The 12,726-nt window shown below is 63.1% G+C and carries 10 protein-coding genes and 3 pseudogenes; 6 read left to right on the forward strand and 7 right to left on the reverse strand.

The features are described from left to right. Positions 1-675: 675 nt before the first annotated feature. The 4 genes from NQV17_RS37155 to NQV17_RS37170 all read left to right on the forward strand — a co-directional run bounded on the left by NQV17_RS37155 (position 676) and on the right by NQV17_RS37170 (position 4,870). Complete coding sequence (locus NQV17_RS37155) at positions 676-1,410, forward strand: type IV toxin-antitoxin system AbiEi family antitoxin (RefSeq protein ID WP_257776059.1); 735 nt, start codon at positions 676-678, stop codon at positions 1,408-1,410. Positions 1,411-1,598: 188 nt separating this feature from the next. Continuing rightward, positions 1,599-1,952: a hypothetical protein gene (locus NQV17_RS37160; RefSeq protein ID WP_257776060.1), complete on the forward strand. Its 354-nt coding sequence runs from the start codon at positions 1,599-1,601 to the stop codon at positions 1,950-1,952. 135 nt (positions 1,953-2,087) lie between these two features. Next, complete coding sequence (locus NQV17_RS37165; protein WP_257776061.1) at positions 2,088-4,655, forward strand: DEAD/DEAH box helicase family protein; 2,568 nt, start codon at positions 2,088-2,090, stop codon at positions 4,653-4,655. A 62-nt stretch (positions 4,656-4,717) separates the two neighbouring features. Then, entirely contained in the window at positions 4,718-4,870 is a 153-nt protein-coding gene (locus tag NQV17_RS37170; RefSeq protein WP_257776062.1) for a hypothetical protein, read from the forward strand. A 93-nt stretch (positions 4,871-4,963) separates the two neighbouring features. On the opposite strand, the gene NQV17_RS37175 is transcribed toward NQV17_RS37170, so the two are convergent. Both NQV17_RS37175 and NQV17_RS37180 read right to left on the reverse strand, forming a co-directional pair. After that, positions 4,964-6,352, reverse strand: a complete 1,389-nt coding sequence (locus NQV17_RS37175) for a HipA domain-containing protein (protein ID WP_257776063.1) — start codon at positions 6,350-6,352, stop codon at positions 4,964-4,966. After that, positions 6,349-6,621, reverse strand: coding sequence for a helix-turn-helix transcriptional regulator (locus tag NQV17_RS37180; RefSeq protein ID WP_257776064.1), 273 nt, complete (start codon positions 6,619-6,621; stop codon positions 6,349-6,351). Before NQV17_RS37180 ends, NQV17_RS37175 begins: the two co-directional genes overlap by 4 nt. 448 nt (positions 6,622-7,069) lie before the next feature. Here NQV17_RS37180 and NQV17_RS38255 point away from each other — a divergent pair. Continuing rightward, positions 7,070-7,255, forward strand: a pseudogene (locus tag NQV17_RS38255) (RNA polymerase sigma factor RpoD); the annotation flags it as partial. Between the two features lie 48 nt (positions 7,256-7,303). On the opposite strand, the gene NQV17_RS37190 reads toward NQV17_RS38255, so the two are convergent. From NQV17_RS37190 to NQV17_RS37200, 3 genes are read right to left on the reverse strand one after another with little or no spacing between them, the layout of a single operon-like run. Next, on the reverse strand, positions 7,304-8,458 hold the full coding sequence (locus tag NQV17_RS37190) for a porin (RefSeq protein WP_257776065.1): 1,155 nt from the start codon (positions 8,456-8,458) through the stop codon (positions 7,304-7,306). A gap of 34 nt (positions 8,459-8,492) precedes the next feature. Further along, positions 8,493-9,464, reverse strand: a complete 972-nt coding sequence (locus tag NQV17_RS37195; RefSeq protein WP_257776066.1) for a sulfonate ABC transporter substrate-binding protein — start codon at positions 9,462-9,464, stop codon at positions 8,493-8,495. Between the two features lie 43 nt (positions 9,465-9,507). Then, on the reverse strand, positions 9,508-10,830 hold the full coding sequence (locus NQV17_RS37200; protein ID WP_257776067.1) for an LLM class flavin-dependent oxidoreductase: 1,323 nt from the start codon (positions 10,828-10,830) through the stop codon (positions 9,508-9,510). Between NQV17_RS37200 and NQV17_RS37205 the strand changes: the two genes are divergently transcribed. Further along, a complete protein-coding gene (locus tag NQV17_RS37205) occupies positions 10,771-12,027 on the forward strand; it encodes a LacI family DNA-binding transcriptional regulator (protein ID WP_257776068.1) in 1,257 nt (418 codons plus the stop codon). The genes NQV17_RS37200 and NQV17_RS37205 overlap by 60 nt on opposite strands. Here the strand turns inward: NQV17_RS37205 and NQV17_RS37210 are convergent. Then, positions 12,024-12,559: pseudogene (locus tag NQV17_RS37210) on the reverse strand (SDR family NAD(P)-dependent oxidoreductase); the annotation flags it as partial. The gene NQV17_RS37205 and the pseudogene NQV17_RS37210 sit on opposite strands and share 4 nt — an antisense overlap. 34 nt (positions 12,560-12,593) lie before the next feature. Then, positions 12,594-12,726 (reverse strand): annotated as a pseudogene (locus tag NQV17_RS37215) (IS3 family transposase); the annotation flags it as partial.

The following is a 12,726-nucleotide window of genomic DNA, read 5'->3' on the forward strand; positions in this document are numbered from 1 at the left end:
CACGAACCTGGATGGTGAACGCGGTAGACGCTGCTGACCTAAAGTGCGACTTTAGAGGGGAGCGGGATGTAGGTGCAAGCAACCGTTGATATGGCGCTATCGCGCAATGCGAATGGCGACCTGCTCGTTGTGACCACCTATCCGCGACGGGCAACTCTCCACGACGACGAGCGACGCGACCACCATCGACCGGCGGTGACGAGAACTCCGCGGCAATGCGTCCGCGTCTGTGCGACGCCGGCCCCAACGACACGTTCGGCCGCGCGTGGGGGGAGTTTCGCCTCCTCCGATACAAATACGAGCATGAACTCAGCCGCAGTCGACGCCGTACACCTCCGATTCCACGCTTCCGGCCGGCGGTATCGCCGAATGCGCTACGGATGCAGAAGCTCGAAGTGGACTTCACGTATCCGTTCGCGCCGGCGTGCTATGCAGGTGCTCAATTTGTGTTGGGGAACGTCCATCACATCGACGCGCATGGCTCGACCGCCGATGGGCGTTCCACATTCCTCGACCTTATCGCGCTTGGACCTCATACGATTCCGCGCAGGGTTCTGGACAGGGGAGCAATGTAGGCTCACCGAGTTGCGCGCTCATCATTTTATCGTTAAATATTCTGATAAACTAAAAATATTCGCGAGAAATCGCCAAAGAAACCACGCGATTGGAGATTGTATGGCTAGCAAGACGCTTCAGCGCCTGATGGAGGAGGCGCCGCGCGGACAACCGCTAGACACGGAAATGCTGAAGGATATGGGCGTCAGCCCGGCGCTCGCAACCTACATGGTCAAGGCGGGGTGGCTGCAGCGACTCTCCAAGGGGGCCTACCTGCTCACGGGAGATAGCCCGAGCCGGGAAGGAATCGTCGCGTACCTGAGTCGACGCGTGCCGGGCTTGCATGTCGGGGGCAAGACAGCGCTCGACTGGCAAGGCGGACGTCACAACATCGACCTTCGTGCGAAGACCATCTTATGGGCGCAGAAATCCTACGAGATCTCGTCGTGGGTTGAGGAGCACATGCGCTACGCGTTCCAGACCACCCAGATCTTCGACGACGCGCTGCCGTATGACGCGGGCCTCAAGCCACTGCCGAACGGGAATCCGCATGTGCTCGTTTCCGTTCCGGAGCGCGCACTGCTCGAACTCGCCAGTGATATCGGCAAAGGGCAATCGATGAAGGAAGCAGTCAACGTGATGGCTTCGCTGAGAAACTTTCGGCCTTGCGTCCTCGAGCAATTCATGACGCACTGCAAGCGTGTCAAGGTTCTTCGGCTGGTTCGGGATCTGGGGAGAAGTGGCGATTATTCTTGGGGGGCGGACCTGCAACGACACGTTGACCGGGTTGGCGCTGGGAAGCGGTGGTCCAACGTGAACAAAGACGGCGAGCGTCTTACGCTCAATCCGAACTGAACGATCCATACCTCGATACTATCCGGTCGCACCGCTTGATCGCCCCCGACGTCTTGCCGCTCTCGCACGCTGCTCGCAGTGTTCCCCATTGACCTTTGATTGGGCATCGGGACCGCAGTCTGGTCCGCTGGAACCGCTGCGACGACGTGATTGAAGCCACACAACGCTTGCCTCATGGAACTACCTATATGTCGGACACTTTCGAGCTGATTGCCATCTCCTTGCCGCCCGACATCGCGCCGGAGGCATTGCCGGCTGCCGTGAAGTCGATGGTCGCCGACTGCTGGCCCGGGATGAGCCGGGGGCAACTTATTGCTCGCGCGCGTCGCCATGCCCTGCGACTCTCGTTGCGTGCGCGCGAAGCCTGCGCCCCCGGTGAGATCGGGCGGTTCTGTCTGTACCTGACAGCAGACGGTGAATGCGTGCGTCTCATCGCGCACCTGCGACGTGTCCCCCGTCGTCGCAAGCCGATGCGGTCCGGGAAACCCGTGAGAAATTCGAGCACACCCGCACGGGATCCGCGTCAGACCTCGCTGTTTTGATCGCGATGTAGTGGTGAGTGCCGAGGCGGGAATACATCGGCCGAATGCAGTGCGGTGCCCTGCAATCAAAGCTCACCATCTCAGCGAACGTGAGCGCCGCCACGTCAGTCGTTGGACACGAGTGCATCGGTCGAAATGCATCACTCCCTGGCCGAGCTCGATACAATCATCGAATCAGCATGGGGGATTGCGATATGCGACAACGGACATGCGCACCTGCCTGCCAGCGTCATCGGGACGCAGGCGCTGACGGGTAACGCGATGATGGGCGAGGGAAAACCACCGCGTGATGACTGGAACACTCTCACGCGTGATGAACTGCTGGCGGAATTGACGCGTCTTCAGGCAGAAAACGCGAGGCTCGCCGCATTGCTGCCGTCACAGGTCCGATCGCGGGACGAACCCATACGGATCGCTCCGTGCGAGCCATCCGCGGCCGCCCGAAACCCTGACACACCACTGCTGTCGCCGCAGCAGAAGGTACAGCTCTTCCGGCGGTTGTTTCGCGGGCGCACCGATGTCTATCCCCTTCGGTGGGAAAGCCGAACCTCTGGCAAATCGGGCTACGCGCCGGCCTGCGCAAATGAATGGCGGGCCGGAATCTGCGAAAAACCCCGCATCCGATGCGCGGACTGCAGCCATCGCGTGCTGCTGCCGCTCGATGACCAGGTAATCTATGGGCATCTGGCCGGCGATCATACGGTGGGGCTTTATCCGCTGATGCCGGATGGCACTTGCTATCTGCTCGCCGTCGATTTTGATGAGGCGGATTGGCGCAACGATGCGGCAGCCTTCCGCCAATCGTGCCGGGAGCTGGGAGTCCCGGTGTCGATTGAAATCTCCCGCTCAGGCCAGGGTGCGCACGCCTGGATTTTCTTTTCGTCGACGATCGCTGCGCGCGACGCACGACGCATGGGCTCAGCAATCATCAGCCACACCTGTGTCCAAACCCGGCAACTCGAACTGTCGTCTTACGACCGGCTTTTTCCGAATCAGGATCTGCTGCCCAAAGGCGGTTTTGGCAACCTGATTGCGCTGCCGCTGCAGAAGCAGCCGCGCGAACATGGATACAGTGTGTTCGTCGACGACGATTTCCAGCCCTACGCTGACCAGTGGAGCTATCTGGCGTCCGTGCAAGGGATGGACGGACGCGACATCGAGGGCGTGATCTTTCGCGCCACCGGTGGCGCGCACCCACTCGACGTTACGTTTATCACTGAGGAGGACCAGGCCGAACCGTGGACGCCGTCATACAGCCAGCCGAAGCGGTTGGCCGGAACGATGCCGGCGTCACTGACGCTGACACTCGCGAATCAGCTGTATCTCGAGAAGGCCTCGCTCCCGCAGGCGTTACTCAACCGTTTGATCCGGCTGGCGGCTTTCCAGAATCCGGAATACTACCGGGCTCAGGCGCGCGGCTTTAGTGTCTGGGATACGCCGCGCATCATCGGCCGCGCGGAGAATTGCCCGCGCCACATTGCGTTGCCGCGGGGCTGCGTCGACGACGTCATGACGCTGTTGCGCGAGAACGGCATCGCCTACGATATTCGGGACGAGCGTTGCGCTGGCGAGCCGGTTACGGTTTCGTTCGCCGGCACCTTGCGCGATGACCAGCAGGCAGCGGTAGCCGACCTGTTGCAACACGATATTGGCATCCTGCATGCGCCAACGGCTTTCGGCAAAACCGTGACGGCAGCCGCAATGATTGCGCGGCGCGGCGTCAACACGCTCGTGCTTGTGCATCGCCGGGAGCTGCTCGACCAGTGGCGTGAGCGTCTGCAATCATTTCTTGCGCTCGAGCCGCGCGCCGTCGGGACAATTGGCGGCGGCAAGTCAAAAGCAACGGGCCTGATCGACATCGCGATGCTGCAGTCGGTCGCGCCGAACGGTGCCCGCGGTGAGCTGTTGCGGCGCTACGGTCAAGTTGTTGTCGATGAATGTCACCACGTCTCGGCCGACTCATTCGAAGCCGTGCTCAAGGCTGTCAACGCGCGCTATGTGTTGGGCCTCACGGCGACGCCTGTCCGGCGTGATAGCCAGCAACCGGTGATGTTCATGCTATGTGGGCCGGTGCGCCATGTGGCACGACCACCGGTCAACGCGCCGCAGCTGCTTGAGGTTCTCCCGCAAAGGCTCACCGCTCAGGTGGAGGTCGCGGCCGACGCGCCGATCCAGGAGGTGTTTGCGCGTCTGGCGCAGGACGCGTCACGCACGGCCATGATCGCCGATGCAATCTGCGAGCAATACCGACAGGGACGAAATGTGCTGGTGCTGACCGAGCGAACGGACCATCTCGAGAGCCTGCATCAGGCAATGGAGGATGCGGTCCATCCGTTGTTCGTGCTGCACGGGCGCCTGGCCAGGAAGGCGCGTGCGGCGCAACTGACTGCGCTTGGCGCGCTGACAGATGATGTGCCGCGCGTCGTGTTGGCGACCGGGAGGTTGGTGGGCGAGGGTTTCGACCATCCGGCGCTGGACACGCTTGTGCTGGCCATGCCGATCTCGTGGAAGGGAACTCTACAGCAGTATGCCGGGCGGCTGCATCGAGAGCACGTGGCCAAGACCGGCGTACGGGTGCTGGATTTTGTCGATGGGGGACATCCGGCGCTGCTACGCATGTGGGAGAAGCGCCAGCGTGGCTACCGGGCAATGGGATACCGTGTGCACGCATGCGGGGAAGCGCTCCAGCTGGTGCTTGGCTGAAATCCGACGGGTGTTCCCAGGGCGCTTAAAATTGATCTAGGCAACGTGGGATGAAGTAGCTTTTGAAGCTGGCCTTCAATTCGTTTCAGTTCGATGCGCTTGACTTGTTGAAAGCAGTCGTCGAGAAGAGCGATGAGGAGAACGAGCATCTGCTGCACTATGTGATGCCGCTCCAGTCACCATCAGAAGCATCGCGCCTTCTTGTTTCCCAATGAGTATGGATGATAGGAAACCTCGGGGTGGCGTGCCCGCCATTGTTGACGTATAGGAAGCCGCACCGGTCGCGGATTCACTAAACCCGCAGGCCATCATTCGAAGAGTCCGGGGTCGACCCGCGGCACCTCCCGCGCGAGCACAAGCAGTCGATTCGCCTGCGCACTGACGAAATCAGACACCTGGTGCACGACGTCGCGCTCGCCACCCACGTAGACCTCAGAGGCCGCCAGCTCGGGCGCGAGCCGCAGGATGCCGCGAGCCATGACGCCTATCTCGCGAGCGAGCTGCGTGGGACGGGTGCCCGTACGGCGCGCAAAGTCCGCAAGCGCGTAGGGCGTGACCTCTTCAGGCAGGAAGGCATCGCCATAGGCCATCGCCATGTCGCGCTCGACGTGCTCGCCATAAGCGTTGACGGACACGAGGTCGTACATCGGTGCCGGTACGAGTCCGGCGGGCCGCACATGCATCGAGAGGTTCTTACCGTGGGCGTCGCTATTGCCGAGCAGCAGCTGGAGGATGGCCCAGCGCAGCAGATAGGGCCGCGCGCTCGCCGGCGTCACCATCTTGTCGAGCAGCGTAAAGAGGCGCTCAAAGCTCACCCCCTCGCGGATGTTCCGCACATCCGCGCCCGCACCCAGGTTGCGCTCATACTTGAAGGTCGACGGCAGGTCCAAGGCCTGACAGGCGTCGATGACGTGCGTTCTCAGCACGTGCTTCGCACGGCCCGGCGCGTCGGCATCCCATCGCACGATGCGGTCAAACCGCTCAATGAGCAGGATGGGCTCCGGCAGGCGACGAATCGACACAGGCGCAACAGGCAACTGCAGGCGCGCGAGCACATTCAGGCGTGCGGCCAGGGTCATGCAGAAGTGCTCGTTGGCCACCATGTACGGCATGTGCGGATTCCGGCTTTCGGGCTTTAGCAGATGCGTCGAGCTGAGCGAGCCGTCGGCAAGCGCGAGTTGCTCGCCCTCGACGAGGACCTGCAGCTTGTCCTGGTAGCCGGCCAAGGACAGGCGCACTTTGCCGTCCCAGACCGGAAACGGAATCGCATCGCGCTCACGGATACGGTGCCCTAGCTCTTCATTGGTGATGGGCCGACGCATCGGCTCGCCCATCTGCTCGTGGGCGATACGCGCCGCCTCGTCAGGCGTCGCGTCCATTGCGAGGAAACTGAACGCTCCGACCGGCTCTTTACCCAGCAGGCGGACCAGTGCAAAGATGTTGTTCTTCGAGACCTGGTTGACGATCGACACGATGTCGAGCGCGCGGCCTTCGGGCAGCAGGTTTTCCAGAAAGCGCTGGACGGAACCGGGGCTATCCGGCGCGCGGTCGAGCGGGAGGGCGGGCGAAAGATAGTACGCCGCGGGATTGTTCTGCCACGCCGGGGCATACCCGAAGCCGTAGCGGTCCTCACGCGACTCGAAATTGAGAACCCCGACCGCGTCACCGTGCGTCGAAACGTGCAGAACGTGGTTCATACGTCGGTCTCCTTGTCTCCACGCGATGCCTCGGATGTCCGACCACCGTGCACCATCGGCAGCGCGGGTTGCAGACGAATCGCCTCCTCCTTGGTAGTGACCAGCAGGGTGAGCCCGAGTCCGGAAAGCACGCGCAGCAGCCGATCGACTCCGACCGGCCCGCCGTTCTCCAGCCGCGAAAACACGTTCGACGCTACGCCGCACGCGTGCGCGGCGTCGTCGATGCGAAGCGATAGCTCCAGCCGGCGGCTGCGCACCAGTTCGCCCAAGGCCTTGAGGTCCTGAATTTGAGGGCCCGGTCGCGGTCCGGGCGCCGAGAGGGTACGCGCCATAGTTTCTCGATTCGGAAATTATCCGGTCATACTCGATCAATTACATGGTAATTTCCCGTTGGAGAAACAATAACCCAATCTGGGTCAATCGGTCAATAAATTCTCTATCGAGAAATTATCCTGGGTTCAACCGGCTGATTGGGCGGCACGAATCGGGGTCCCATGTATTTCGGTGCACTTTACCGGTATAGCCCACTCTAGCTGCGACAACGGTTAGCGGCCCCCAGAATTATTAATATACAAATCAAGGGATTGCGGATTGCCCGGTTGTCGGCGTGTCACGGAGAGCGGCAAGCGCGTGATTGATTCGCGAATGGCGCAGCCAGCGCCAGCGGGACGGTCTGTCGCCGCCGCTGCCACCGCAGGCGGTCAACAGGACGGCCGCCGAAATACTGAAATCGAGGTCGCGAAACGGATCGAAGATGGTCTGCAGGACATGATTTAAGCGATTGCCGCGTGTCCGTCGATCGTGTCCACGATTCTTGCCGATGTCGACCGCATCGTTGCCGGCGAACTCTGCATCGACGAACTGGTCGATGGCATCAGTGTCGACGCCAAGAAGAAGACTCTCAGTGGCGGCCATTCAGCAGCAATGCAAGTTTTGGCGACCGCTCTTCCATCAGAACGAGGTTCGAACTCCCGCCGTCACCGCCCACGGATCGAAGCCAGGCGTGACCTTTGCGGCGGTGCTGCTGAGCAGCGCGAAACCTTGCGTCGAATGGCGGTTGTTCAGAATCGTTGTCGCGAAGCCGTATAGTTGCGTGCGTTTCGACAGGTAGTACACGTAGCCCACGTCGCACGCAATCGCGCGCGCATCGCCGTTCTCGATCCGTCGCGACACACCGACATTGACGTCGCCGAGCCCGATTCGCATGCGGGCGTTGAGCAGCGCGGCGGACGCGAACCATCCGGTACCGTCGGTGCGCTTCGAATGCACATAGTTTCCGCCGACGACCACGCGGCCGAAGTCGTATGCGGCAGTCAGTACATGCGTGAGCTGCGACGATGCATCGGGCGCGCTCGCACTCGCGTAATACTGGTAGCGGTTGAAGCCGTACCCGACGAGCAATCCGTTCTTCGCATACTGAACATTCGCGCCGATGTTGCGGCCACTCAGGGTCTGCCCCACAGGATCCTGTGCGCCGAACGAATAACCGATTTCGCTCGACCAGGCGCCAAGCGTATCCGGCGTCCGGTAGCGGATTGCATTCCGGTAGAACCCGCCGGTGCCGCTCGAGCCGAGCGTCGTCGTATGCTCGAGCGACATTATCGCGGCCGGATTGGCGAGCCCGTATGTGCCGACGTCGGACGCGAGAAACACCCAGTAGATTGGAAGATAGAGGTACCCGGCGTCGACGCTGCCGAACGGCCCCGACAGTCCGACCGACGCGCCACGGTTGAATTCTGTCGTGCCGCCCCCTACGCCCGTGTAAGTGTTAAAGCCTGTCTCGAGCCGGAAATTCGCACGATAGCCGCCGCCAAGATCTTCCTTGCCGAGCAATCCAAAGCGCGAGGCCTGCAGATTGCCACTCGCAGCGGACGCGGTCGCGCCGATCGTGCTATCGAAGCGCCCGTATTGCAGTGCTGCATCGACGATGCCGTACATCACCAGCGTCGACTGCGCGTGCGCGGCGTGGCCGGCGCAGGCCAGCGCGACCACACCGGCGGTGCGCAGTCCGGTTTTCAGTCGCGGCGTGAAACGGAGGCGCCAGCGCAATGCGGCGGCGCGGCGAACAGGGCGGATGGTGACAGTACGGGAAGCGAGTCGGGTCATGACAGCGGCTCTGCGAGGCGAGTGGAGTATGGAGTCAGCGGGTGAAGGAAACAGGGTGTGCGATGTCGGTGACCTGGATCGCGCGCGGAATCACGTTTGCGCGCCGGAACGTGTCGGCGACGCGTTGCTGGGCGCCGAGCACGCTCGAATTGATTGGCAGCAACCCGAACGCGGCGCGCGCGAGGTAGCGCTCGACGACCGGTTGCGGCACGCCGATCTCGCGTGCGATCAGCTGTGCGGCCTCGGTGCGGTGATTCGTAACCCATGCATCGCTGCGTGCGACCGCGGACAGGACGTCCGACAGCACCTCGGGATGGGTTTTCGCGAAATCCGGCGAGCCGAGGAAAAAGCTGTATGGCTGTACGATGCCCGTCGCATAGTCGGCGATTGTGCGTACACCGAGCGTCTGCTGAACCACCGCCAGATACGGATCCCAGATTGCCCACGCGTCGACCTTGCCGCCCTCGAAGGCCGCGCGCGCATCGGCGGGCGACAGGAACGCGGGCTTGATGTCCGCATAGGTCAGTCCGGCTTTTTCGAGCGCGGCGACGATCAGGTAGTTCGAGCTCGACCCGCGTGCGAACGCAACAGTGCGCCCTTTCAGGTCGGTGACCGTCTTCACCGGCGAGCCGTCGAGCACGATGATCGCTTCGTTGTGCGGGCCGGCAGGTTTCGCGGCGAGGTAGACGATCCTGCTGCCTGCGGCTTGCGCGAAGATCGGCGGCGGCGACCCCGTATAGCCGAGGTCGATCGAACCGGCATTCATCGCCTCGAGCAGCGGCGGGCCAGCCGGAAACTCGGTCCACGCGATGTCGAAGCCGCGCGCGACCAGCGGCTTGTCTAGCGTGCGTTGCGCTTTCAGGAGTGTGAGGGGCGAGCCCTTCTGATAGCCGATGCGTAGCGTGCGGCCACCATCCGCACGCGCGACACCGGAGAGCGGCGCGACGAGGGCGGTCACGACTGTGGCGCCTGCAGTGTGGAGGAACGAACGACGAGTGAAGGTCATGAGCGGGGTTTCCTGGTCAAAATGATCCGACGACGCAAGCGCGTCACATACGCACGGGGCGACGTAGTCCGAGGTGCTCGCGTAGCGTGCGGCCGGTATATGCAGTGCGAAACAACCTGCGACGCTGCAATTCCGGAACGACGAGTTCACAGAACGCATCGAGGCCGCCCGGCAATTCGGCGGGCATCACGTTGAAGCCATCCGCGGCTTCGCTTTCGAACCACGCCTGCATCAGGTCTGCGACGGTCGCTGCGCTACCGACCACGGTGATATGTCCGCGCCCTGCCGCGATGCGCAGGTAAAGCTCGCGAATCGTCAGGCGTTCGTCGCCAGCGATTGCGGTAAGCAGCGCCTGGCGACTGCGCTGGCCGCTGTCAGTGACCGGCAAGTCGGGTAGGGGGCCGTCGACGGGATAGCCGGACAGGTCGAAGTTGCCCAGCATACGCGCGAGCATCGCGACGCCCGCGACGGGATCGACGAGGGCTTGCAGCGCGTCGAAGCGTTCGCGCGCCTCGTCGTCGGTACGCGCGACGACGACCGACAGACCCGGCATGATCTTCAGATCGCCCGGCGCGCGGCCCGCAGCAGCAGCCCGCGCCTTCATGTCGCGGTAGAACGCCCGCGCGGCATCCAGCCGCGCGTGTGCAGTGAACACCACGTCGGCCGTCTGCGCGGCGAGGTCGCGCCCCGCATCCGACGCGCCCGCCTGCACGACGACGGGCCATCCCTGCACCGGACGCGGCACGTTGAGCGGCCCCGCCACGGAGAAATGCGGGCCGTGGTGATTGAGCACGCGCAGCGTCGACGCGTCGTAATACGCGCCGCTCGCCTTGTCGCGCACGAAGCTGTCGTCGGCCCAGCTATCCCATAGGCCCGTCACGACCCGATGGAACTCCCGGGCGCGCGCATAGCGCTCGTCGTGACCGACGTGTTCGGCACGGCCGAAATTGCGGGCTTCGGCCGCGTTGTCGGACGTCACGAGATTCCAGCCGGCCCGACCGCCGCTGATGTGGTCGAGCGACGCGAACTTGCGCGCGATGTGATACGGCTCGTTGTAGGTCGTCGTCGCCGTCGCGATCAGGCCGATACGTTCCGTGACCGCAGCGAGCGCGGGCAGCAGCGTCAGCGGATCGAGGCGGTCCGAGCGGGCCGAGCGCGCTGCGCCGTCGCCCACGTTCGCGGCGACGCTGTCCGCGACGAAGACCGCATCGAAGCAAGCACGTTCGGCCGTGTTCGCCAGCGCGGCATAGGCACGAAAATCCGTGCCGGCGTCGGCCTGCACGTCCGGATGCCGCCACGCAGCTGCATGGTGTCCGGTTTCCATCAGAAAGGCCCCGAGGTGCATGAGGCGGGAAGCTGTCGTCATCCGATATCCTGTCGCGAAAGCGGCGCTGCCCCACCGGGCAGCACATCGATTCGTGCTGGCGGCCCCGTTATGGTTAGCGCTAACATTAGCAGGCAGTTTCCCGTGGCGAATTTGTCGCGTCAAATAACGAAATCAGCGGAACATATGTCCGATTCGACTAAAAGCGATGCCCGGTCACGCCGGACATCGGGGCGCTTGACACTACGTGACGTAGCCGAGCATCTCGGCGTGTCGCAGATCAGCGTGTCGCGCTATTTCCAGGATCCGATGCGGCTGTCCGAGCCGTTGCGCGAGCGTATCGCCGGCGCAGTCGCCGAACTCGGCTACGTGCCGAATCTCGTCGCCGGCGGGCTCGCTTCGGCGCGCAGCCGTGCCATCGGCATGGTCATTCCGAATATTTCGGGGCCGATCTTCGCGAACACGATCCAGAGCTTCAGTGACGAAGTCACCGCGCACGGTTATCAGTTGCTGCTCGCGTCGAGCTATTTCTCGACGGATCTCGAGGAGCATGCGGTGCGCGGGCTGCTCGGCTGGTCGCCTGCGGCACTCGTGCTGACTTCGCATTTCCATTCGCCTGGTACTGAGACGTTGATCGCGCAAACGCAGGTCCCGGTGATCGAGACATGGGATTTCCAGCCGCGGCGCAAGCCGTTGCAGATCGGCTTCGTCCATCAGGAGGCTGGACGCCTCGCGGCGCGCCATTTGGTCGAGCGCGGCTACCGACGCATCGCGTTCGTGCAGAACAGCGTCGCGGGCGATACGAGCGCGCTGGAGCGGGGCGATGGCTACGCCGCGGTAATGCGCGAGCATGGCCGGAAACCGATCGTGTTTTCGCCAAAGGAGGTCTCGCCGACGCACGCTGGGCGCGAAGCGCTGCTCGCGCTCGTGTCGGGACATGCCTCGGTCGATGCGATTGTTTTCGCGAACGACAATCTCGCCTTCGGCGCACTGCTTGCGGCGCCGCGTGCCGGCATCCGCGTGCCGCAGCAATGCGCGATCGTCGGCTTCGGCGACTATCCATTGGCGGATATGCTGATGCCGAGCCTGACGACCGTGCGGCCGCCCGCACGCGAAATGGGCGAACTGGCCGCTGCACGGATTTTCACGCTACTGGGTGACGATCCGCCGTCGATCGCAACGCTGCGTCGCCGGCAGAAACCCCTGGCCTGCGAGGTCGTCGTACGTGAAAGCAGCTAGGCCGTTTTTTTATGCAAGCCGAAGGTTTTCCTCAGGCTCGCATCGACGGGGCCGCCCGGCATGAAGCGCCGCAATTTGCTCAGGAGGGAGGCTTCACCGCTCGGCGTGCGGCGCATGCGCCACGCGCCGAGCGCTGCTTCGACAAGCGTGCTGGCCACGCCATCGGGCTCGGGCGCGCCTTTGATCTTTGATGCTGTTGACGACAGCGCGCGACGCAAGCGCACGCTCGCGATCATAGTCGGCGACTTTCACGCTCGCCTGCGGCGCATTGACGTCCAGGTTCGTCCGCGTATAGGACGGTTCGACCAGCGTGACGCGGATGCCGAACTGGCACCTCGTGGTCCAGCGTTTCGGTCAGCCCCTCCACGGCATGCTTGGATGCCGAATAGAGCCCCATGTAGGGAGCCGGCAAGAAGCCGAGCACCGAACTGTTATTGACGATCCTTCTGCGGCGCCGTGCCCGCATGTGCGGAAGGACCGCCTGTATCGTGCGCAGGATGCTGAATACATTGGTGGCGAACAGTGTCGTCGATCTCCGCGACCGAGCGTACGGCGGGCCAGCGCCTGATCGTTTCAGCCAGTGCGTTATCGTAGCTGTCGCCACGGCTGCCAACGGACGATTCGATACCCGCTTGGGCCAAACGTTCGCTATACCGAACGCCGACGTATTGGGCCTCTCCATCGGAGTGGTGTATCAAA

Source organism: Burkholderia sp. SCN-KJ, from assembly GCF_024656005.1.
Taxonomy (GTDB): domain Bacteria; phylum Pseudomonadota; class Gammaproteobacteria; order Burkholderiales; family Burkholderiaceae; genus Burkholderia.